General features: G+C 68.0%; 18 protein-coding genes. 10 read left to right on the top strand and 8 right to left on the bottom strand.

Annotated elements, in window-relative coordinates; genetic code table 11:
- Positions 1-142: 142 nt before the first annotated feature.
- Complete coding sequence (gene ilvD / locus AC5I49_RS07135) at positions 143-2,002, bottom strand: dihydroxy-acid dehydratase (protein WP_473042777.1); 1,860 nt, start codon at positions 2,000-2,002, stop codon at positions 143-145.
- 189 nt (positions 2,003-2,191) lie between these two features.
- Positions 2,192-2,434 carry a TIGR04438 family Trp-rich protein gene (locus tag AC5I49_RS07130; protein ID WP_016445180.1) on the bottom strand — a complete coding sequence of 81 codons (243 nt, stop codon included), beginning with the start codon at positions 2,432-2,434 and terminating at the stop codon, positions 2,192-2,194.
- A 107-nt stretch (positions 2,435-2,541) separates the two neighbouring features.
- On the opposite strand from AC5I49_RS07130, the gene AC5I49_RS07125 reads away from it, so the two are divergent.
- On the top strand, positions 2,542-2,847 hold the full coding sequence (locus AC5I49_RS07125) for a c-type cytochrome (RefSeq protein ID WP_016445179.1): 306 nt from the start codon (positions 2,542-2,544) through the stop codon (positions 2,845-2,847).
- Positions 2,848-2,955: 108 nt separating this feature from the next.
- On the opposite strand, the gene AC5I49_RS07120 is transcribed toward AC5I49_RS07125, so the two are convergent.
- Positions 2,956-3,438 carry a hypothetical protein gene (locus tag AC5I49_RS07120; protein ID WP_016445178.1) on the bottom strand — a complete coding sequence of 161 codons (483 nt, stop codon included), beginning with the start codon at positions 3,436-3,438 and terminating at the stop codon, positions 2,956-2,958.
- 175 nt (positions 3,439-3,613) lie between these two features.
- Positions 3,614-5,614: an acetate--CoA ligase gene (gene acs / locus AC5I49_RS07115; RefSeq protein ID WP_074922968.1), complete on the bottom strand. Its 2,001-nt coding sequence runs from the start codon at positions 5,612-5,614 to the stop codon at positions 3,614-3,616.
- A gap of 231 nt (positions 5,615-5,845) precedes the next feature.
- Between acs and AC5I49_RS07110 the strand changes: the two genes are divergently transcribed.
- The 4 genes from AC5I49_RS07110 to proX all read left to right on the top strand — a co-directional run bounded on the left by AC5I49_RS07110 (position 5,846) and on the right by proX (position 10,838).
- Entirely contained in the window at positions 5,846-6,454 is a 609-nt protein-coding gene (locus AC5I49_RS07110) for a TIGR00645 family protein (protein ID WP_016445176.1), read from the top strand.
- Between the two features lie 697 nt (positions 6,455-7,151).
- Entirely contained in the window at positions 7,152-8,486 is a 1,335-nt protein-coding gene (gene proV, locus AC5I49_RS07105) for a glycine betaine/L-proline ABC transporter ATP-binding protein ProV (RefSeq protein WP_016453088.1), read from the top strand.
- The gene (proW, locus tag AC5I49_RS07100; protein WP_495789105.1) at positions 8,483-9,682 is read left to right on the top strand and encodes a glycine betaine/L-proline ABC transporter permease ProW; all 1,200 of its coding nucleotides are present in this window, start codon (positions 8,483-8,485) and stop codon (positions 9,680-9,682) included. Before proV ends, proW begins: the two co-directional genes overlap by 4 nt.
- Positions 9,683-9,791: 109 nt before the next feature.
- A complete protein-coding gene (gene proX / locus AC5I49_RS07095; RefSeq protein WP_495789104.1) occupies positions 9,792-10,838 on the top strand; it encodes a glycine betaine/L-proline ABC transporter substrate-binding protein ProX in 1,047 nt (348 codons plus the stop codon).
- 44 nt (positions 10,839-10,882) lie between these two features.
- Here the strand turns inward: proX and AC5I49_RS07090 are convergent, their stop codons facing one another.
- Genes AC5I49_RS07090 through ptsP form a run of 3 tightly spaced genes read right to left on the bottom strand, consistent with a single transcriptional unit; the run spans position 10,883 to position 16,163 of the window.
- Positions 10,883-12,634, bottom strand: coding sequence for a PTS fructose transporter subunit IIC (locus AC5I49_RS07090; protein ID WP_495789103.1), 1,752 nt, complete (start codon positions 12,632-12,634; stop codon positions 10,883-10,885).
- Positions 12,635-12,657: 23 nt separating this feature from the next.
- On the bottom strand, positions 12,658-13,623 hold the full coding sequence (locus AC5I49_RS07085) for a 1-phosphofructokinase family hexose kinase (protein WP_043789623.1): 966 nt from the start codon (positions 13,621-13,623) through the stop codon (positions 12,658-12,660).
- Positions 13,620-16,163 carry a phosphoenolpyruvate--protein phosphotransferase gene (ptsP, locus tag AC5I49_RS07080; RefSeq protein ID WP_495789102.1) on the bottom strand — a complete coding sequence of 848 codons (2,544 nt, stop codon included), beginning with the start codon at positions 16,161-16,163 and terminating at the stop codon, positions 13,620-13,622. Before ptsP ends, AC5I49_RS07085 begins: the two co-directional genes overlap by 4 nt.
- 135 nt (positions 16,164-16,298) lie before the next feature.
- Here ptsP and AC5I49_RS07075 point away from each other — a divergent pair, with 135 nt between their 5' ends.
- From AC5I49_RS07075 to AC5I49_RS07055, 5 genes are all read left to right on the top strand, one after another.
- Positions 16,299-17,285, top strand: coding sequence for a LacI family DNA-binding transcriptional regulator (locus AC5I49_RS07075; protein WP_017407260.1), 987 nt, complete (start codon positions 16,299-16,301; stop codon positions 17,283-17,285).
- 128 nt (positions 17,286-17,413) lie between these two features.
- Positions 17,414-18,100, top strand: a complete 687-nt coding sequence (locus tag AC5I49_RS07070; RefSeq protein ID WP_016445168.1) for a DUF3334 family protein — start codon at positions 17,414-17,416, stop codon at positions 18,098-18,100.
- A 116-nt stretch (positions 18,101-18,216) separates the two neighbouring features.
- A complete protein-coding gene (locus AC5I49_RS07065; protein WP_047217614.1) occupies positions 18,217-18,726 on the top strand; it encodes a MarR family winged helix-turn-helix transcriptional regulator in 510 nt (169 codons plus the stop codon).
- Between the two features lies 1 nt (position 18,727).
- Positions 18,728-19,954: a multidrug effflux MFS transporter gene (locus AC5I49_RS07060; RefSeq protein WP_047217613.1), complete on the top strand. Its 1,227-nt coding sequence runs from the start codon at positions 18,728-18,730 to the stop codon at positions 19,952-19,954.
- Between the two features lie 114 nt (positions 19,955-20,068).
- Complete coding sequence (locus AC5I49_RS07055) at positions 20,069-20,968, top strand: alpha/beta hydrolase (RefSeq protein ID WP_133073210.1); 900 nt, start codon at positions 20,069-20,071, stop codon at positions 20,966-20,968.
- 64 nt (positions 20,969-21,032) lie between these two features.
- On the opposite strand, the gene fumC is transcribed toward AC5I49_RS07055, so the two are convergent.
- Positions 21,033-22,424, bottom strand: coding sequence for a class II fumarate hydratase (gene fumC, locus AC5I49_RS07050; RefSeq protein ID WP_016445164.1), 1,392 nt, complete (start codon positions 22,422-22,424; stop codon positions 21,033-21,035).
- Between the last annotated feature and the right edge of the window lie 218 nt (positions 22,425-22,642).

The raw sequence follows: 22,642 nt of genomic DNA, 5'->3' as shown, positions 1-22,642 counted from the left end.
CAAGCCGGTCGCCCCACGATGAAACAAGAGCCCTCAAGGGCCTGAGAGAAGAGAAAAGAAAAAGGGATGGAAAGCCGCAAGGCCTTCCATCCCTTTTCATTTTCATCGGGTGCGCACCGCCGGGCGGCGGTGCAGCCCGGTGTCAGTCGTCCAGCAGCGACAGGTCGCGCACGGCGCCCTTGTCGGCCGACATCACCAGCTTGGCATAGGCCTTGAGCGCGGCCGAGACCTTGCGCGGGCGCGGCTGGGCGGGCTTCCAGCCCTTGGCATTCTGCTCGGCGCGGCGGCGGGCCAGTTCCTCGTCGGAGACCAGCACGTTGATGCTGCGGTTGGGAATGTCGATGCGGATGCGATCGCCGTTCTTCACCAGACCGATGGCGCCGCCAGCGGCAGCTTCGGGAGAGCAGTGGCCGATGGACAGGCCCGAGGTGCCGCCCGAGAAGCGCCCGTCCGTCAGCAGCGCGCAGGCCTTGCCCAGGCCCTTGGACTTGATGTAGCTGGTCGGGTACAGCATTTCCTGCATGCCGGGGCCGCCCTTGGGGCCTTCGTAGCGCACGATGACGATGTCACCGGCCTTGACCTTGTCGTCCAGGATGTTCTGCACGGCCTCGTCCTGCGACTCGGTCACGTGGGCCGTGCCCTCGAACACATGGATGCTTTCGTCCACGCCGGCCGACTTGACCACGCAGCCGTCCAGGGCGATGTTGCCCGTCAGCACGGCCAGGCCGCCCTCCTTGGAGAAGGCGTGCTCGTAGGACCGGATGCAGCCTTCGGCACGGTCCAGGTCCAGGCTGGGCCAGCGCGTGTTCTGGCTGAAGGCCACCTGGGTGGGGATGCCGGCCGGTCCTGCCAGGTAGAAGTGCCGCACGGCTTCGTCCTGGGTGGTGGTGATGTCCCACTGCGCCAGGCCTTCGCCCAGGGTCTTGGCGTGCACGGTGGGCACGTCGGTGTGCAGCTTTCCGGCGCGAGCCAGCTCGCCCAGGATGGCGAAGATGCCGCCGGCGCGGTGCACATCCTCGATGTGGTACTTCTGCGTGTTGGGCGCGACCTTGCACAGCTGGGGCACCTGGCGCGAGAGGCGATCGATGTCGGCCATGGTGAAGTCGATCTCGGCTTCACGGGCAATGGCCAGCAGGTGCAGGATGGTGTTGGTGGAGCCGCCCATGGCGATGTCCAGCGTCATCGCGTTCTCGAAGGCCTTGAAGCCCACCGAGCGCGGCAGCACGGATGCGTCTTCCTGCTCGTAGTACTCGCGGGCCAGCTCGACGATGCGGCGGCCGGCGCGCTTGAACAGTTCCTCGCGGTCGGCATGCGTGGCCAGCACCGTGCCGTTGCCGGGCAGGGACAGGCCCAGGGCCTCGGTCAGGCAGTTCATGGAGTTGGCGGTGAACATGCCCGAGCACGAACCGCAGGTGGGGCAGGCCGAGCGCTCGACCTGGGCGACCTGCTCGTCGGTGTAGTTGGAGTCGGCCGCGATCACCATGGCATCGACCAGGTCCAGCTTCTTGAACTCCAGCGTGTGCGTGGTGGGATTGGCCAGCTTGGTCTTGCCCGCTTCCATGGGGCCGCCCGAGACGAAGATCACGGGAATGTTCAGCCGCATGGCGGCCATCAGCATGCCGGGGGTGATCTTGTCGCAGTTGGAGATGCACACCAGCGCGTCGGCGCAGTGGGCGTTGACCATGTACTCCACCGAGTCCGCGATGATGTCGCGGCTGGGCAGCGAGTACAACATGCCGTCGTGGCCCATGGCGATGCCGTCGTCCACGGCGATGGTGTTGAATTCCTTGGCCACGCCGCCTGCGGCCTCGATCTCGCGCGCCACCAGCTGGCCCAGGTCCTTGAGGTGGACGTGGCCGGGCACGAACTGCGTGAAGGAATTGGCGATGGCGATGATGGGCTTGTCGAAGTCGCCATCCTTCATGCCGGTGGCACGCCACAGGGCGCGCGCACCAGCCATGTTGCGGCCGCCGGTGGAAGTCTTGGAACGGTATGCGGGCATGGGCAATCCAGTTGTCTGTCGTCTCGGTCCGTCCCTGGTCCTGTGGGGAAGGCCAGGGTCTGGGCGAAGATTATGGCGCAGCACCCGCCGCACCGCTGGGGCGCAGGAATGCCCCGGCCGGCGTGGACCGCCCCTTTGCAGACCCCAGGCATCGCCTGCGGCGAAGCCTGCTGCGCAATTCAGATCCGATCAGCGGCGCGAACGCGTGCCCGTGCCCATGGCTTCCTTGTTCTTTTCGATGCGCTTCAGGCGCCGCTGCTCGATCTTGTCGGCCGCGCGCCGCTTGGTGTAGCCCGACATGTCCGCCCAGGCCCACCAGGCCGCCGTCAAGCCATAGGCGCCCAGGATGACGTACCACGACCAGGTGGCGACAGGTTCGATATCGGCCAGCTTGAGCAGGGTGAGCAGGACCGCAATTCCCAACAGATACATCACTTCTCCTTCGCCACAAAGCGCTTCACACGAGGTAACGCATCACGCATGCGCGCCCACTACAATGGTTCGCATAATTATTCCCGACAACACCCCAGGAACTCATGATGAAGCAGACATTGATTGCATTTGCCCTGACCGTCGCCGCCGTGGCCCCCGCCATGGCCGACCAGGCACTTGCCACCTCCAAGAACTGCATGGCATGCCACGCAGTGGACAAGAAGCTGGTGGGCCCCTCCTACAAGGATGTGGCCGCCAAGTACGCCGGCCAGAAGGACGCCGTGGACAAGCTGGCAGGCAAGATCATGAAGGGCGGCAGCGGCGTCTGGGGCCCGGTTCCCATGCCCGCCAACCCCCAGGTCAACGAAGCCGATGCCAAGAAGCTGGCCGCCTGGGTGATGTCGCTGAAGTAGGCTCCGCCTTTCCTTCGGGGCCCCGCCTCAGGGCCCGCAAAAAAAAACCGCGCAACGCAAGTCGCGCGGTTTTTTCATGGTCCGCCGGTGAATCCGGGCCCGGCCCCCTTACCTGTAGTCCGCAGCGCCCGTGCCGGGCTGCTGGTGCAGGCGTACCTGCTGCTCCAGCTGCCCCACATAGGCGGCCGTGCTGTTGTCCGACTCCTGGGCGCGCTGCACCAGATGGGCCTCCAGCGCATCCAGCCGCGCCATCAGCACCTCCTTGTCACGCGCATGCAGGTCTTCCAGCACGGTGCGCAGCTCGGTGAAGCGCGAGGCCTCGGCCTTGTCGGCCAGGTCGCGCTGGGCCTGCATTTCCTTGGCGTGTCGGCGCGCCTCCATCAGCACCGAGCCCTGCAGCCACAGCACATAGGCGACGAAGAACACGCCCAGCAGGCAGGTCAGCGCCAGCATCAGCACGCCCAGCGGCGCCTGGACATCGGTGACGCCCAGCGACACGACGGATGGCGCGGCCAGCGTGTTCCAGTTGAATGCCGCCAGCAACGCGATCAGGGCCACGGTGATCAGCAGCGACAAGGTTCTCAGATTCATGGTGAAAGGCCTCCCTCGGCAGTGGTGAAAGCAACAGCTTCGGTTGTACCGCAACCATCATGCCTGAGCTGTCGGCCCACACAAAATAGGACTGCAAGACAGGGCGCCGCCCGCAGTCCGGCCAAGAAAAAACCGGAGCCAGGGCTCCGATTCTTCATGGCGGTCGTGTCGGACCTCAGTTCGTCTCGGCCAGCTGGTCGAGGATGGCCGGGTTCTCCAGCGTGCTCGTGTCCTGGGTGATGGCCTCGCCCTTGGCAATCGAGCGCAGCAGGCGGCGCATGATCTTGCCGCTGCGCGTCTTGGGCAGGTTGTCGCCGAAGCGGATGTCCTTGGGCTTGGCGATGGGGCCGATTTCCTTGGCCACCCAGTCGCGCAGCTCCTTGGCGATCTGCTTGGCTTCCTCGCCCGTGGGGCGTGCCCGCTTCAGCACCACGAAGGCGCAGATGGCCTCGCCGGTCAGATCGTCGGGGCGGCCCACGACGGCGGCCTCGGCCACCAGATCCGTCTTGGCGACCAGGGCCGATTCGATCTCCATCGTGCCCATGCGGTGGCCGGAGACATTGAGCACGTCGTCGATGCGGCCGGTGATGCGGAAGTAGCCCCGGTCCTCGCTGCGCACGGCGCCGTCGCCTGCCAGATAGGTCTGCCCGCCGAGTTCGGCCGGGAAATAGCTCTTCTTGAAGCGCTCGGGGTCGCCCCAGATGGTGCGGATCATGCTGGGCCAGGGCTTGGTGACCACCAGCAGGCCGCCTGCGCCGTTGGGCAGTTCGTGGCCGGTCTCGTCGACGATGGCGGCCATGATGCCCGGCAGCGGCAGCGTGCACGAACCCGGCACCAGCGGCGTGGCACCCGGCATGGGGGCGATCACGTGGCCGCCGTTCTCGGTCTGCCAGAAGGTGTCCACGATGGGGCAGCGCTCGCCGCCCACATGCTTGTGGTACCACATCCAGGCCTCGGGATTGATGGGCTCGCCCACGCTGCCCAGCAGGCGCAGGCTGGACAGGTTCCAGTTCTTCGGATGCACGGCGGCATCGCTGTCGGCGGCCTTGATCAGCGAGCGGATGGCCGTGGGCGCCGTGTAGAAGATGGTGCAGCCGTGGCGCTCGATCATCTGCCAGAAGCGGCCCGCATTGGGGAAGGTGGGCACGCCCTCGAACACGATCTGCGTGGCGCCAGCGGCCAGCGGGCCGTAGGCTACGTAGGTGTGGCCCGTGATCCAGCCGATGTCGGCCGTGCACCAGAACACGTCGCTGGGCTTGAGGTCGAAGGTCCACTCCATGGTCTGCTTGGCCCACAGCACGTAGCCGCCCGTGCAGTGCTGCACGCCCTTGGGCTTGCCGGTGGAGCCGCTGGTGTAGAGGATGAACAGCGGGTGCTCGGAATCCACGGCCACGGGCGCGCACTCCGTGCTCTGGCCGGCCAGGATCTCGCTGAAGGTCTTGTCGCGGCCCGCCGTCATGGCACAGGCCGTGGCCGTGCGCTCGTAGACGAAGACATGGCGCACGGCCTCGCAGCCGCCCAGCGCCAGCGCATCGTCCACGATGGCCTTGAGCGGCAGTTCCTTGCCGCCGCGCATCTGGTAGTTGGCGGTGATCACGGCCACGGCGCCCACGTCGACGATGCGTTCCTGCACCGCCTTGGCCGAGAAGCCGCCGAACACCACGCTGTGCGTGGCGCCGATGCGCGCGCAGGCCTGCATGGCCACCACGCCCTCGATGGTCATGGGCATGTAGATCAGGACACGGTCACCCTTTTGCACGCCCTGGGCCTTGAGCGCGTTGGCGAACTGCGAGACGCGCTCCAGCAGCTCGCGGTAGCTGACCTTGGTGACCTCGCCGCCATCGGCCTCGAAGATGATGGCCGTCTTGTGCTCGACGGCCGTGCCCATGTGCTTGTCCAGGCAGTTGGCGCTGGCATTGAGTTCGCCATCGGCAAACCAGCGGAAGAAGGGGGGATTGCTGTCGTCCAGCACCTGGGTGAAGGGCTTGGACCAGACCACGTTCTCGCGCGCCAGGCGGGCCCAGAAGCCCTGGTAGTCGTTCTCTGCCTCGGCGCACAGCGCCTTGTACTGCTCCATGCCGGAGATGCGGGCCTTGGCGGCAAAGTCTGCCGGCGGCGGGAAGACCCGGTTCTCCACCAGTACCGATTCAATGGGGGATGCTGTTGCGGTGCTCATGCTTGCTTGTCTCCTGGGCTGGCCAAATAAAAATTGTGGTGTGACTGTCGGGGGCCGGTCTTACATGCCACTGACTGAAACACCCTTGGGCGCGTCTACCTGGGGATTCCCCGCAGTTCCTGGCTGTCACCGGCAATGGCCTGTTTCGCCGCTAAAATCGCGCGCCCGTTTTCCACGGCCATTGTCCCCTCCCATCCACGCCCCCACGCAAGACAAGCGCGACCGACCACCATGGCCCGCCAGCAAAACTCCAACCGAGCCCCCGGCTCCCCCCTGCGTCCCCTGCCCTCCCTGATCTTCGCCAGCCGCTGGCTGCAGCTGCCGCTGTACCTGGGCCTGATCGCCGCCCAGGGCGTCTATGTCTGGCACTTCCTGCTGGAGCTGTGGCACCTGATCGAGGCCGCCTTCGGCAACCAGGAAGCGCTGCAGGCGCTGATCACCAGCATCGGCTACAAGCACGATGCGCCCATCGGCGCGCTCAACGAAACCATCATCATGCTGGTGGTGCTGGCGCTGATCGACGTGGTGATGATCTCCAACCTGCTGATCATGGTCATCGTGGGCGGCTACGAAACCTTCGTCAGCCGCCTGGGCCTGGACAGCCACCCCGACCAGCCCGAGTGGCTGGGCCACGTGAACGCCTCCATCCTCAAGGTGAAGCTGGCCCTGTCCATCATCGGCATCAGCTCCATCCACCTGCTCAAGACCTTCATCAACGCAGGCAGCTACGACGTGAAAGTGCTGATGTGGCAGACCATCATCCACGTCACCTTCCTGGCCAGTGCCCTGGCCATCGCCTACACCGACAAGCTGATCAACAGCACGGCCGGCAACCACTGAGCCGGCGGCATCCCACACCGAAGCCCCGCAGCGCCAGCCGCTGCGGGGCTTTTTTCATGGGCGGGCGCCGGGCACGCTTTTTGCCGCAGATCGGGCCTGAAGCTTTCCTCAAGCTGACGCTTGACCGATTTTATTCATCGATGACAGCATATGCCTTGTGAATCATGATCTCTATGCTCTCATTAAGTGAGCAAATACTGACCGGATTGCAGCCCTCAAGGGCTTGAAACAGCCCGAAACAGGCCTTTTCCGGCTCATGCGTTTTGACGCAGTAAAACCTGTTTTATATAATTTCGGCTTCTTTACAACCTGCCAAGCAGGTCATCGGCACCGTCTTCACGGCCTGCCGATCCCTCCGGCGGATCGTTGTGCTCCCGGCACAGCCCCGTCAACCGGGCCGAAACTCGGTCCTGATGTTGTGGGGCATCGCGCTGGCTGATCTTCAGCCACGATGCCCGCCTGAGACACCGCGCGCGCTTGCCGCCGGCTGCTCTCGACCTCTGGCTCTTGCGCACCGCTTCGCGTGCCATCCGAGCCGTCTCGGGTGCTTTCGCACCTGTTTGAATTCCAGCAACGGGGGACGGCCGTCCCCTGCAGCGAACGGCATCAGGGCTTCATTTTTGGCTTGCGCGCCAGCGTCTTCGCCCGTCGAGGACGCTGGACTGTGTTCCATCTCACCCAAAAGGAGAACGCCACAGTGGCCAAGCAGATCATCATCGATCATGTGTTCAAGGTTTTCGGGGACGACCCCAGGACCGCACTCGAGCTCGTCCAACAAGGCCTGAGCAAACAGGAGATCCTGGAGCGCACGGGCCAGTCCATCGGCGTGTTCGACGCCGACTTCACCATCGAGGCCGGCGAGATCTTCGTCGTCATGGGCCTGTCGGGCTCGGGCAAGTCCACCCTGGTGCGCATGCTCAACCGCCTGATCGAGCCCACGGCCGGGCGCATCGTGGTCGATGGCCAGGACATCAATGCCCTGAGCGAGCGCGATCTGCGCGCGCTGCGCCGCAAGGACATCTCCATGGTGTTCCAGTCCTTTGCGCTGATGCCGCACATGACGGTGCTGGACAACACGGCCTTCGGCCTGGAGCTGGCCGGCGCCGACAAGGCCGAGCGCCAGAAGCAGGCCCAGGCCGCGCTGGAGCAGGTGGGCCTGGGCGCCTGGGGCGCCAGCTATCCCGACGAGCTGTCGGGCGGCATGCAGCAGCGCGTGGGCCTGGCCCGGGCGCTGGCGTCCGATCCGTCCATCCTGCTGATGGACGAGGCCTTCTCGGCCCTGGACCCCATCATCCGCACCGAGATGCAGTCCGAGCTGCTGCGCCTGCAGCAGATCCAGCGCCGCACCATCGTCTTCATCTCGCATGACCTGGACGAGGCCATGCGCATCGGCGACCGCATCGCCATCATGAAGGATGGCCAGGTGATCCAGGTCGGCACGCCCGACGAGATCCTGCGCAGCCCCGCCGACGACTATGTGCGCAGCTTCGTGCGCGGCGTGGATGCGGCCTCGGTCTTCAAGGCCGGGGACATTGCGCGCCAGGCCCTGACCGTGGTGTCGGAGCACAGCGACCGCGGCTGCCGTGCCGCCCAGCGCCTGCTGGAAGACTCCGACCGCGACTACGCCTATGTGGTCAACGCGCGCCGCCGCTTCCTGGGCGTGGTGTCCTCGCAGTCGCTGCGCGACGCACTGCATGGCCGCCCGGGCATGCTGGGCCTGAGCCACGCCTTCCTGCCCAACGTGGAGCCGCTGTCCGCAGGCACGCCGGTGGCCGAGCTGTTCGGGCCCGTGGCCGCCGCGCCCTGCGCGCTGCCGGTGACCAGCGACGACGGCCAGTTCATGGGCGTGGTCAGCCGCACCACCATGCTGCGCTTCCTGGACCGCGACACGCCGCCCGTGCCGCCGCCGCAGGAGATCGTGCCGCCCGTCACGCTCAACCCGCATTTCCCGGCCTCCAACGCCCCCACCGTCGCCCCCACCGTCGCGCCGACCGTGGAGCCGATCGAACAACGACAAGGAGATGCCGCATGAGCGATGCCAACAACAACCTGAACCCGAACACCGCCGCTGCCGCCACCGATCCCTGGGCCGATGCGAGCGCAGCCCCTGCTTCCACCGATTCCCCAGCCTCTGCAGCCTCTGCAAGCGCCGATCCCTGGGCCACCGCCGCCACGCCGGCACCCGATGCCCCGGCCGATCCCTGGGGCGCCGCCAGCGGCGATGATGCTGCAGGCGGTGACTGGCTGGGCGCCTCGGCCGGCTCGGGCGTTCCCGAAGACGCCCATGCCAGCCTCTGGCACCAATTGACCACCGACGGCCTGCCCGTGCAGGGCTGGATCAACAGCGGCCTGGAATGGGTGGTCCACCATTTCCGCCCCTTCTTCCAGGCCGTGCGCACGCCCATCGACGGCACGCTGTCGGGCATCACCGATGCCATGCTGGCCCTGCCCTGGCCGCTGCTGATCCTGATCCTGACCCTGGTGGCCTGGCAGTTCGCGGGCCGCGCCATGGCCATTGGCGCCGCCGTTTCGCTTGTGGTCGTCGCCATGCTGGGCATCTGGCCCGAGGCCATGGTGACGCTGTCGCTGGTGCTGACCTCGCTGGTGTTCTGCATGGTCATCGGGCTGCCCGTGGGCATCCTGCTGGCCTCCAGCGACCGTGCGCAGCGCTGGACACGCCCGCTGCTCGACGCCATGCAGACCACGCCGGCCTTCGTCTACCTGGTGCCCGTGGTGATGCTGTTCGGCATCGGCAACGTGCCCGGCGTGATCGTGACCATCATCTTCGCGCTGCCGCCGCTGATCCGCCTGACCAACCTGGGTATCCGCCAGGTGCGCCCCGACCTGATCGAGGCCAGCCGCGCGTACGGCGCCTCGCCCTGGCAGCTGCTGTGGAAGGTGCAGCTGCCGCTGGCCATGCCGTCCATCATGGCCGGCGTGAACCAGGCGCTGATGCTGTCGCTGTCGATGGTGGTGATCGCCTCCATGATCGCCGTGGGCGGCCTGGGCCAGATGGTGCTGCGCGGCATCGGCCGCCTGGACATGGGCCTGGCCACCGTGGGCGGCCTGGGCATCGTGCTGCTGGCCATCGTGCTGGACCGTATCACCCAGGCCATGGGACAGACCACCCGTGGCGGCGCGCGCTGGTGGCACAGCGGCCCCGCTGGCTGCATTGCCCGCCTGCTGGGCGCCGGCAGCAAGCCAGTTCATCGCGGCAGCACCAGCTGAACGCCTTGCCTGCGGCGCGGACGGGCCTTCTGCCGCGTCGCCTTCCCGAAAACGGCCAGCCCCGCTGGCCGCCCGCTCCCCTTTCATCACACAACGGAGGAACCCGAGGATGATCCAAGCCCTGAACCCCAACCGACTGCAGGCCAACGCACTGCGCCACTGGCTGCGCGCCGGCGCCATCGCCACAGGCATTGCGCTGGCCTGCGCCAGCGCATGGTCGGCCGACGAACAGCCCGGAAAGGGCGTGAAGGTGTTGCCACTGAAGAGCTCCATCGCCGAAGAGAGCTTCCAGACCCTCATCGTCATGAAGGCCCTGGAGAAGCTGGGCTACGACGTGCAGCCCTTCCAGGAGGTCGAGTACCCCACGGCCCACGTGGCGATTGCCAATGGCGATGCCACTTTCCTGGCCACGCATTGGAACCCGCTGCACGCCGACTACTACAAGAACGCGGGCGGCGACGCCAAGCTGTTCCGCAAGGGCGTGTACTCGGACAACGCCGCCCAGGGCTACCTGATGGACAAGAAGACGGCCGACGAATACAAGATCACCAACCTCGGCCAGCTCAAGGACCCCAAGATCGCCAAGCTGTTCGACTCGGACGGCGACGGCAAGGCCGACCTCACCGGCTGCACGCCGGGCTGGGGCTGCGAGGCCGTGATCGAGCACCACCTGACGGCCTACAAGCTGCGCGACACCGTGACCCACAAGCAGGGCACCTACTCGGCGCTGATCGCCGACACCATCTCGCGCTACAAGGCCGGCAAGCCTATCCTCTACTACACCTGGACGCCCTACTGGGTGAGCAACGTGCTCAAGCCCGGCAAGGACGTGGTATGGCTGGAGGTGCCTTTCTCCTCGCTGCCCGGCGAGCAGGCCAAGCTGGACACCAAGCTGCCCAACGGCAAGAACTACGGCTTCGTGGTGAACAAGCAGCAGATCATCGCCAACAAGGCCTTCACCGACAAGCATCCCGATGCCGCCAAGTTGTTCGAGCTGATGCAGGTCCCCGTGGGTGACATCAGCGCACAGAACCACATGATGAGCCAGGGCCAGAGCAAGCCTTCGGACATCACCCGCCATGTGGACGGCTGGATCAAGGCCCACCAGAAGACCTTCGACGGCTGGCTGGAACAGGCCCGCGCCGCAGCCCGCTGAACGCTGCGGGGGAGCCGCGCCAGGCGCTCCCCCGGCTTCCTGCTTCAAAGGCCCGCTTCGGCGGGCCTTTTGAACATGCGCAGGGCGATGGCCGTGACCACCACGCCCGCCACCAGCGCCACCGCATACATGGCCACGTGGGTCACGGCATTGGGAATGGGCGCGACGAAGATGCCGCCATGCGGCACCTTCAGTTCCACCCCCGCCAGCATGGACACGGCACCGGCCACGGCCGAGCCCAGTACCAGGGCCGGGATCGTGCGCAGCGGATCGCGGGCCGCATAGGGAATGGCCCCCTCGGTGACAAAGGCCAGGCCCAGCACGCCGGCCGAGGCGGCGCTGCCGCGCTCCTCGCGCGTGAAGCGGTCGGCAAACAGGCGCGTGGCCAGGGCCAGCCCCAGCGGCGGCGTCATGCCGGCGATCATGGCTGCGGCCATGGGCGTGTAGACCTGGCTCGCGATCATTCCCGTGGAAAACGCATAGGCGGCCTTGTTCACCGGCCCGCCCATGTCAAAGGCCATCATCGCGCCCAGCAACAGGCCCAGCAGCAAGGCACTGGCGCCCTGCATGCCGCGCAGCCAGGCGCTCAGCCACTGCAGCAGCTCGGCCACGGGCGCACCGACCAGATAGAACATCAGCAGCCCCGTGAACAGGCTGCCCAGCACGGGCAGGATCAGCATGGGCAGCAGGCCCTTGAGCGCCTGCGGCAGCCGGATGTGCGCCGCCATGAAGGCCACGCCGTAGCCGGCGATGAAGCCGGCCGCGATGCCGCCGATGAACCCCGCGCCCATGCTGGACGCGATCATCCCGCCGATCATGCCCGGCGCAATGCCGGGCCGGTCGGCAATGGAATAGGCGATATAGCCGGCCAGCGCCGGCACCATCAGCGCAAAGCCGCCCTTGGCGCCGATCTGGAACAGCGTCCATCCCAGCGTGCCCTGGTGCGCATCGTCATGGACATAGATGCCGCCCAGCGCAAAGGCCATCGCGATCAGAATGCCGCCCGCCGTGACGAAGGGCAGCATGAAGGACACGCCGGTCATCAGGTGGCGATAGGCACCGCCCTGGGTCCGGGCCGGCGTGGGCGCGGCGCCACCTGCAGCAGCGCCCACGGCGGCACCATGCACGGTGGCTTCGGCCAGCGCCTTGGCGATCAGCCCCGAGCCGTCGCGTATGGCCGGCTTGGTGCCGCTGCGCAGCAACGGCTTGCCCGCGAAGCGCGAAAGATCGACCTCGCGGTCGGCGGCGATGATGACCAGGTCGGCCTCGGCAATCTCCTGCGGCGTCAGCGCATCGAGCGCGCCCACCGAGCCTTGTGTCTCCACGCGCATGGCGTGGCCCAGCGCCGCCGCGCCGCGCTGCAGGCCCTCGGCCGCCATGAAGGTATGGGCGATGCCTGTGGGGCAGGAGGTGACGGCCACGATCCGCTTGCCCGTGCGCTTGCCCATGTTCTCGCCCATGCGCTCTTCTGCGGGACTGGCGGCAGCGCAGCGTGCAAGCACGCCGGCCGGATCATCAAGCGCCTCGCGCAGGCTGCAGCGCTCGACGGCGGCGTGCACGAAGCGGGAGGCATCGGCGGCGGTATCTGCATCGTCATGGGTGCCGGCATCCGCCACGATCAGCAATTGCCCGGCCTGCGCGGCGGCATCGGCCGCATGCAGCCCGATCACACCGCCGCTGGCACGCACTTCCACGGCCAAGGGTCGCTGTCCGGCCGCATGGCGCAGGGCTTCGGCGGCCAGCAGCGCTTCGGCGTCGTGCCCGGCGGCTGCGATCACCACAAAAAGAGGGTTCATGAGAGCTCCTGAAGAATGGGGGATCACGGCCACTGGCATGGCTCCAGCAGCACGCTGGCAGCCAGTGCCTGGACGCGGTTGGCATCGACTTCGCGCGCGGGCGCGGCCTGCAGCCAGGCCAGCGCGCTGGCCGTGGACAGGCGTGCGGTGTCTGCCAGATCCAGTCCGCGCAGCCGCGCGGCCACCATGCCCGCGACCATGGCATCGCCCGCGCCCACGGAGCTGCCGCGTGCCCGCTGCGGCGGCCGCGCGATCACCGCGCCTTGCGCGCTGGCGAACAGCGCGCCCTCCTCGCCCATGGACACGACGGCCAGCCCCAGCCCCCGGTCCAGCAGGCTGCGCGCGGCGGCCAGCAGCGCGTCGCGGCCGTCCAGGCGCTGGCCGGTGGCGGCCTGCAACTCCTCCCGGTTGGGCTTGATGGCCCAGGGCATGGCCACATGGGGGGCCGTCGCCAGGGCGGCGGCCAGGGGGGCCTCGCTGGTGTCCAGCAGCACATCGGCACCGGCGGCCACGGCCTGGGCCTGGAGCCGGGCCCAGCTGTCCGCAGGCAGGCCGGCCGGCAGGCTGCCCGACAGCACCACGGCCAGGCCGGGCCGCAGATACCGGGCCAGCGCGGCCATGACGGCGTCCAGATGCGCTTCGGCCAAGGCCAGGCCTGGCAGGTTGATGTCCGTGGTCTGGCGTCCGCAGTCGGCCACCAGCTTGATGTTGGTGCGCGTCTGGCCCGGCACGCGCAGGCAGGCGTCGGCAATGCCGCGCTGCGCGAACAAGGCCTCGAACATGCCGGCGTTGTCGCGGCCCAGCACGCCCAGCGCGGCCGTGGAAACGCCCAGGCCCGCCAAGGCGGCGGCAACATTGATGCCCTTGCCGCCCGGCGCCTGCACGCTGCCCAGCGCGCGCTGCACCTGGCCGGGCAGCAGCGCATCCAGGGTCACAAGCTGGTCTATGGCCGGGTTCAGGGTCACGGTGATGGCTTGCGGGGCGTTCATGCCATCACCTCCTTGGCCAGTGCCCGCACCTGCGCGGCATCCTCGCAGCCGAGCGCCCTGCCTGCGAGCGCCTGCAGCTGCCGCAGGCTGGCCGCACGCAAGCCGGCCTTGACACCGGCGATGTCGTTGGGGGTCATGGACAGCTCGCCCACCCCCAGCCCGGCCAGCAGCAGCGCACCGAACGGGTCGCCGGCCAGTCCGCCACAGACGCCCACGGGGCGTGCGCGGGTGGCAGCGCCCTGCACGGTGGCGCGCACCATCCGCAGCACGGCCGGATGCAGGCTGTCCGCCTCGGCCGCCAGCTGCGGGTTCTGGCGGTCCATGGCCAGCACGTACTGGGTCAGGTCGTTGGTGCCTATGGAGAAGAAATCGGCATGGCGGGCCAGTGCGTCGGCCTGCACGGCGGCGGCGGGCACCTCGATCATGATGCCCAGCGGCAGGACCGGGGCGTCCAGTTCGGCGCGCAGCCGTTCGCAGGCCGCGCGCAGCGCCAGCAGTTCCTGCACGCTGGTGACCATGGGAAACATCACGGACAGCCTTGCGCCATCGCGGGCCGCCCGGTACAGGGCGCGCATCTGGGGCTCCAGCAGGTCGGGGCGGCGCAGCAGCAGCCGCGCGCCGCGCACGCCCAGGAAGGGGTTGTCCTCACGCGGCAGCTCCAGGTGGGCGACCTGCTTGTCGCCGCCGATGTCCAGCGCGCGAACGATCAGCGGCCGGCACTCCAGCGCCTGCGCCATGGCGCGGTAGGTTTCGTACTGCTCGTCCTCGCCGGGCGTGCTGCCGCGCTCCAGGAACAGGAATTCCGTGCGCATCAGGCCCACGCCCTCGGCGCCCTGGGACAGGGCCAGCGGCACCTGCCCGGGCAGGTTGACGTTGGCGCAGACTTCGATGCGCACGCCATCGGTGGTGATGGCAGGCAGGCTGCGCTGCGCGGCCACGCGTTCCTGCAGTGCCTGCTGCTCGGCCATGTGGGCACGCGCCGAAGCCAGGTCCTGCTCCGAGGGATCAAGGTAGATGCGGCCATTGGCGCCATCGACGATGGCCAGGGCCCCATCGGCCATGCCCAGCACGCCGCCGCCTGCCGCCACGGCGGCCGGCAGCCCCAGCGTGCGCGCGAGTATGGCCGTGTGCGAGGTGGGACTGCCCTGCGCCGTGACCAGCGCGGCCACGCGCGCCGTGTCCAGCTGGGCGGTTTCCGAGGGAGAAAGATCGGCCGCGACCAGGATGCAGCCGCCTTCCGGCAGGCCATCCGGCCCCGCCGCTGCCAGCGAGGGCTGCAATTGCACGAGCACGCGCCGGCCCACGTCGCGCAGGTCGGCGGCACGCGCGGCCAGCGCAGGGTTGTCCAGCGCCTGGAGACGGGCAGCGCCCTCCTCCACGGCCTGGTCCCAGGCCCAGGCCACGCCGTGGCCCTGGACCATGAACTGGCAGGCGCGCGTGATGAGTCCGGTGTCGCCCAGCCACTCGGCCTGCGCGCTGAAGATGGCCGCATCGCCTTCGCCCAGGCGGTGGCGGGTGTCGTCATGCAGGGCGCGCAGTTGGCCCTGCGTCTCGGCCAGCGCCGCATGCAGCCGCGCACCGCCCACGCTGAGCGGCTCGGGCAGGTCGGGGATCTCGGCGGCCTCCACACGCCACTGGTGGATGCGGGCCACGGCCAGCCCCGGGCTGGCGCCCAGGCCCACAAAGGCAGGCCGCGCCAGCGGCGGCAGCCAGCCCGTGGCGGGCGATTCGGCCGCCTTGCGCGCAGCGGCGTCGGCATCGGCACGTTCCTGGGCCACCAGGGCCTGGGCCACGGCGCACAGGCGCTGGACCGCGGCCCTGGCGTCGAGCCCCTCTGCCGAGACGGTGACCTTGTCGCCTTCGCGCAGTCCCAGCTGCAGCAGGCTGGCCATCTGCCGCGCATCGGCCACCTCGCCGCCATGGCGCACCTGCATGCGCGAGGCAAAGCCGCGCGCCGCCTCCGCCCAGCGCGTGGCAGGCCGCGCATGCAGGCCGTTGGGATAGGCAATGGTCCATTCGCACGCCTCGGCCAGGTCCACTGCCGCCGGGCGGGCGGCAGGCGGTGCCGGGTCCGCCTGCCCCTGGAGTGCATCGATGACCTGCTGCGCATCGCCGGTGGTGAACAGCGCCTGCAGCCGGGGTGTCTGCAGCAGGCCGGCCAGGCGGCGCAGCAAGGTGATGTGGGCATCGGAGCGTGCCGCCACCGCCACGACCAGATGCACGTTCTGGCCGGCATTCCAATCCAGGCCCTCGCGCACCTGGAGCACGGCCACCGCGTCGCGCAGCACCAGGGCCCGGTCTTCGGCGCGGCCGTGGGGAATGGCCACGCCGTGGCCCAGAAAGGTTTCGGCCAGGGCCTCGCGCGCCTGCATGCCGGCGGCATAGCCAGGGGCCACGCAGCCGCTGTCCTGGAGCAGCCGGGCGGCCTGGTCAATGGCGTCGGCCTTGTCGCGCACCCTGGCGCCCAGGCGCACGGCGATCTGCAGGCCCGCAGGAGCGGTGGGTGCAACCGCCGGGAGGGATGAATGGGCATTGTTCATGGCGCGGATTGTGGGAACGTTCCCAACCATCGGTCAATCTGCACTGCAACATAACCTGGCCACCATCCGGCCATACCCCGGCATTTCTTTGGAGTTATCCTCTGCGGCACACCACAACCAACGGGAACGATTGCATTGAGCATCAGCATCAACGATGTGGCCCGTGCGGCCGGGGTTTCCAAATCAACGGTATCGCGCGCGCTGGCGGGCGGCTCGGTCAGCGAGGAGGTCCGGGCTCGGGTCGCGGCCGCCGTGCAGGCCACGGGCTACCGGCCCAATCTGATGGCACGCCGGCTGCGCGCGCGCGACGCAGGGCCCATGGGCGTGCTGGTGGCCGACATACGCAACCCGTTTTTCACGGCCCTGATCCGCGCGGTCGAGGCCGAGGCCTATCGCCAGGGCCGGCGCGTGCTGTTGTGCAATACCGACGAAGACCCGCAGCGCGAAGCCATGTACCTGCAGCTCATGCAGGAAGAGCGCATCGCGGGGCTGATCTTTGCGCCCACCCAGGCCAGCCTGCACAAGCTCGAGCGCATGCAGCTGGAGTTTCCCGTTGTCCTGGTGGACCGGGCGGGCGCCCCGGCCTTCCATGACAGCGTGGTGCTGGACAACGCCCAGGCCTGCGCCACCCTGGTCAGGCATCTGGTGGAACAGGGCCGCCGCCGCATTGCAGGCGTCTTCGGCAGCACCAGCAGCACGGCGCGCGAGCGCTGCGACGGCTATCTGGCCGCCATGCGCGATGCAGGCCTGGAGCCCGACTTGCGCCAATTGCCCCCGACCAGCGATGCCGCCGAGGCCGAAGTCACGCAATGGCTGCGCCAGCCGCAGCGGCCCGACGCCTTCGTGGCCAGCAACGGCCTGCTGCTGGAAGGCTGCCTGCGCGCGATACGCGCCGCAGGCCTGCGCATCCCCGGCGATGTGGCGCTCGCCGGCTTCGACAACGAGCGCTGGACAGAACTGGTGGCCCCCGCCATCACCGTGATCGAGCAGCCGATCGACGCCATGGGCCGAACGGCCTTCAGCCTGCTGATGGAGCGGCTGCATGCGCCCGAGCTGCCCGTGCGCAAGGTGGTCATGCAGGGGCGCTGCATCGTGCGCGAGTCCACGCAGGCGATTCGCTGAGCGCGGCTTTCGGGGCCGCCTGCCAAGCCCCGCCCCAGGAGGGGGCACATTGGACTTTCAATGTTACAAACAGTCGCAAACAACGGACTTGCACCCATAATCGCTCACAATTTTGTCCCGTTGACCTCATGAACCAGCCCCAACATCCCATCGTCCATGGCACGGAAGACGTGCTGATCAGCCTCTGCAACTCCGTCTCGCGCGTGCTCCAGGTGGCCACGCAGTGCCAGATCCAGTATTCGGGCATGGTGCAGCGCATCACCAAGACCAGCCTCAAGCCCGACATCGGCTGCTTTGTCCTGGTGGACGGCGGCTTTTCGGGCCTGGTGATCATCAACTTCTCGGCCGCCGCCGCCATGGAGCTGTACCGCAGCTACATGCTGAGCATGGGCATGGGTGAAGAGGACCTTGCCAGCTCCTACACCTCCGACGATGTCAGCAACGTCATGGGCGAGCTGATGAACCAGGTGGTGGGCGACTTCACCAGCAAGGTCCAGCGCGAGCTTCAGACCTACATCACGCAAAGCCAGCCCAAGATGATCCGCCTGAACAAGCAGGTCAACCTCAGCGTGGATGCCAACCTCGACTCTCCCGAGGCGCGCCGCGTGACCTTCTACACGGGCAACAACAACATCTTCTATCTCGAGCTGGCCATGGACCGCACGGAGTTCATCAAGGTGGTGGATTTCGAACCGCAGGAGCGCCCCGACCCGGACGCCCTCATGGCGCAGGCCAACGCCAGCGCCCCCGCCGCAGCGCCTGAACCGGCCGGGAGCACGGACACCGACGAACTGCTCAAGTCCCTGGGCATGTAGGCCCCGCCTCCCCTGCGGGGGCCAAAACCCTGACGCCTGCGGATGTATCAGGCGGCTCGGGGAAACGATATCGTTGACATGCAGATAATTGGAATACCAACTATTTGAATGCCACGATGTCTTCCCTTCCCGACCAGTCCCCGCCCGCGCAAGCCGATGCCGCCAGCGTGCAGCGGCATTTCATGTTCACGCTGGGCCAGGTCAACAAGCAATGGCGCCGCACGCTGGACAGGCTGCTGGCGCCCATGGGCCTGACCCAGGCGCTATGGATGCCGCTGATGCATCTGGCGCGTTCGCCTGAAGCCATGCGCCAGAAGGATCTGGCCCATTCCCTGGCGCTGGACAGCTCCTCGGTCGTGCGCCTGGTGGACGGCCTGGCCGCCCAGGGCTGGATAGAGCGCGTGGACGACAGCGACCGCCGCGTCAGGAAAATCCAGCTCACGCCAGCCGGCCATGCCCAGGTCGAAGCCGTGCAGGGCCTGCTGCAGCAGGCCCGCGCCCAGGTGCTGGGCGCCGTGCCGCCCGAGGAGCTGGACGCGGCCTACGCCACGCTGCAGCGCCTGCTGGAGGCCATGGCCGCCGAGCCCGCCTGCGACACGGACCTGCCCGACGAGCAGGCTGCCTGAGATGGCTGCCGAGCACTCTTCGCTGCCACCCGCCCAGGACCATGCAGCGGCCAGCCGCAAGGCGCCGCTATGGCTGCTGGTGGTCGTGACCATCGTCGGCACGCTGGCCATGCACATGTTCCTGCCCGCCCTGCCCGATGCGGCACGCCAGCTCCAGGCCGGCGCCAGCCAGATGCAGCTGACCATCACGGTCTACATCCTGGGCCTGGGCGTGGGCCAGTTGATCTATGGCCCGCTGTCGGACAGCCTGGGGCGCCGCCCCATGCTGCTGGCAGGGCTCATCCTCTATGCGCTGGCCAGCCTGGCGGCCTTTCTCGCCCCGTCCGCCCCCTGGCTGATCGGCGCGCGGCTGCTCCAGGCGCTGGGCGGCTGCGCGGGCCTGGCCCTGGGCCGCGCCATTGCGCGCGATTCGAGCACGCCCGAGAACGCCGTGGGCAGCCTGGCGCTGCTCAACCTGATGATGATGATCGGCCCCGGCATCGCGCCGGCCATCGGCTCGGCCATCGACGACGCCCTGGGCTGGCGCGCCATCTTCGGCACGCTGGCCGTGGTCGGCGGCGTGACGGCCTTCGCCATCTGGAAGCTGCTGCCCGAAACCGGCCAGCCCACGGGCCGCCTGCACCTGGGCACCATCCGCGACGACTACCGCAGCCTGCTGCGCTCGCCGGCCTTCGTGGGCTTTGCCGTGGGCGGCGGCTGCGCCACCACGTCCATCTATGCCTTCCTGGCGGCGGCGCCCTTCGTGTTCATCGAGCAGCTGCATTCCACCAAGCATGAGGTGGCCATCTACCTGGGCCTGCTCATGGGCGGCATGGCCGTGGGCAATGCGCTGGCCCGCCAGCTGATACGCCACTGGCCCCTGGAGCGGCTGATGCTCAACGGCAATCTGCTGAGCCTGGCCAGCGCGGCCATGCTGCTGTTGCTGGCCCTGTTCAACCAGCTCACGCCGGCCATCGTGGTGGGGCTGATGGTGCTGTTCGCGCTGGGTTCGGGCCTGACCAGCCCTGCGGCGCTGGCCAGCGCGCTGAGCGTGCATCCGCGCCTCACGGGCTCGGCCGCCGGTGTCTACGGCAGCACGCAAATGGCCGTGGGCGGCCTGTGCACCTTGGGCGCCAGCCTGGGCAGCAACCCGGCGCTGTCGGCCGCGCTGGCCCTGGTCGTGGCGTGCGTGGTGGGGCAGTTGGGCTTTCGCAGCGCGCTGCGCCACGCGCAGCGTGCGCCCGGCTGAGGACCATGGTCCCCGAGGCGACGGCCCGGCCGCGCGGAGCGCAGGCGGGGCCAGGGCCTCGATTACATTGGCGCAGCCGTGGGCCCTTGCCACGGACCACAGGAGACAAAAAACATGCGCCAACTTTCCTTGTCAATCGTCCTGCGCCAGGCCGCCTCCGGCACGCTGGCGGCCGCCGCGCTGCTGGCCGGCCCGGCCGCCCAGGCCGGCTCCATCGAGGCCGCCGAGTTCAAGAGCGCCACGCTGCAGCGCAGCTGGACCTACAACGTCTACCTGCCCACGGGCTACGACGCCCAGTCCAGGCTGCGCTATCCCGTCATGTACCTGCTGCACGGCAACGACGGCCAGCGCAACGACTGGCCCGTCAAGGGCAATCTGCTGCGCACGGTGGACCAGCTGATCCAGAACGGGGAGATCCCGCCCGCCATCATCGTCATGCCCGACGCGGGAACAACCTGGTACGTGGACCTCAAGGAGCCCATGGAGACGGCCTTCTTCCAGGACCTCGTCCCCCATGTCGAGAAGAAGTACCGCACCCTCACCAGCCGCGATGGCCGCGTGATCGGCGGCCTGTCCATGGGCGGCTACGGCGCGCTGCGCTACGTGCTCAAGTACCCCGAGAAATTCCAGGCCGCCGCCCTGCTCAGCCCTGCCATCTACAACCCAGAGCCGCCCGCCGATTCCTCGGCACGCTCGGTCAAGGTCTTTGCCGAACCCAACACGGGCGGCCAGTACAGCACCACGGTCTGGAAGAGCTACAACTACCCTGTGCTGTGGGACAGCTTTCTCGCCCGCAAGATCAGCGTGCCCATGTACATCAACTCGGGCGACGACGATGAATTCATGATCGAGTCCGACGCCGCCCAGCTCTACGCCCAACTGCGCAGGAACAAGCAGCCTGCCGAGCTGCGCATCGTCAACGGCAAGCATGAATGGCCGGTCTGGGAAAGCACCATCGGCGACGCGCTCAAGTATGTGTTCCGCACCGTGCGCCGCCCGCAGGCGGACAACTGAGCCAGGCCATGAAGCAAAAAAAGGGGAGCCGATCGGCTCCCCTTTTTGATTGCATCAGCAGGTCCTACAGATTGCCGACCATCTTGGCAGGGATCACCCAGGCGTCGAACTGTTCGCCGGTCAGGTGGCCGGAAGCCACGGCGGCTTCGCGCAGGCTGGAGCCTTCCTTGTGCGCCTTCTTGGCGATGTAGGCCGCCTTGTCGTAGCCGATGTGCGGGTTCAGCGCCGTCACCAGCATCAGCGAGCGCTGCACCAGCTCGGTGATGCGCTCGCGGTTGGGCTCGATGCCCACGGCGCAGTGGTCGTTGAAGCTCTTCATGCCATCGGCCAGCAGGCGCACGCTCTGCAGGAAGTTGTGCGAGACCATGGGGCGGAACACGTTCAGCTCGAAGTTGCCCGAGGCGCCGCCGAAGTTGATGGCCACGTCGTTGCCGAAGACCTGGGCCGCCAGCATGGTCACGGCTTCGCTCTGCGTGGGATTGACCTTGCCGGGCATGATGGACGAGCCGGGCTCGTTCTCGGGGATGGAGATCTCGCCCAGGCCGCTGCGCGGGCCGGAGGCCAGCCAGCGCACGTCGTTGGCGATCTTCATCATGCTGGCGGCCAGCGTCTTGAGCGCGCCGTGGGCGTGGACCAGGCCGTCGCACGAGGCCAGGGCCTCGAACTTGCTGGGCGCCGTCACGAACGGGTAGCCGGTGAGCTGGGACAGCTCGGCCGCCACGCCCTCGGCATAGCCCTTGGGCGCATTCAGGCCCGTGCCCACGGCCGTGCCGCCCAGCGCCAGCTCGTACAGGTGCGGCAGCGCGGCGCGCACATGCTTTTCGCCATGGGCCAGCTGGGCCACCCAGCCCGAGATTTCCTGGCCCAGCGTCAGCGGCGTGGCGTCCTGCAGATGGGTGCGGCCGATCTTGACGATGTCGGCATAGGCCTCGCTCTTGGCCTGCAGCGTATTGCGCAGCAGGGCAATGGCGGGCAGCAGCTTTTGCTCGATGGCCGTGACGGCAGCCACGTGCATGGCGGTCGGGAATACGTCGTTGCTCGACTGGCTCTTGTTCACGTCGTCATTGGGGTGGACCAGGCGCGATTCGCCCCGCTCGCCACCGAGGATTTCGCTGGCGCGGTTGGCCAGCACCTCGTTGACGTTCATGTTGGTCTGCGTGCCCGAGCCCGTCTGCCAGACCACCAGCGGGAACTCGTCCGGGTGCTTGCCGGCGATCACCTCGTCGGCGGCAGCCAGGATGGCCCGGGTCTTCTTCTCGTCGAGCAGGCCCAGCTTGTGGTTGACGGTGGCCGAGGCCTTCTTGACCTGGGCCAGCGCGTGGATGATCTCGCGCGGCTGCTGCTCGCCGCTGATGTCGAAGTTCTGCAGCGAACGCTGCGTCTGCGCGCCCCAAAGCTTGTCTGCGGGGACGGCTATGGGTCCGAAAGTGTCTTTTTCCTGGCGGGTCGCGGTCATTGGTGTGGACTCCTTGGTGAAAACAACGCGGCGCAGTTGGCTGGAGGCAGGTCGGCGGGCCGCGCGTTGCGTGGCTCGGGGATGTCTGGCTGGCGGGGCCGCAATGGCAAAAACCCGCCCATGGTAACTCCGCAAATGGGAACCTCTCGCATCCATCCCCCACTGAGGTGTCGCCGAGGCGGGCTTGTCCAGGCAAACCCCTCGACTCTTGTACAAGA

The organism is Delftia sp. (assembly GCF_059499305.1).
Note: the sequence above shows the minus strand (reverse complement) of the source record. Positions and strands in the feature narration are given on the sequence as shown.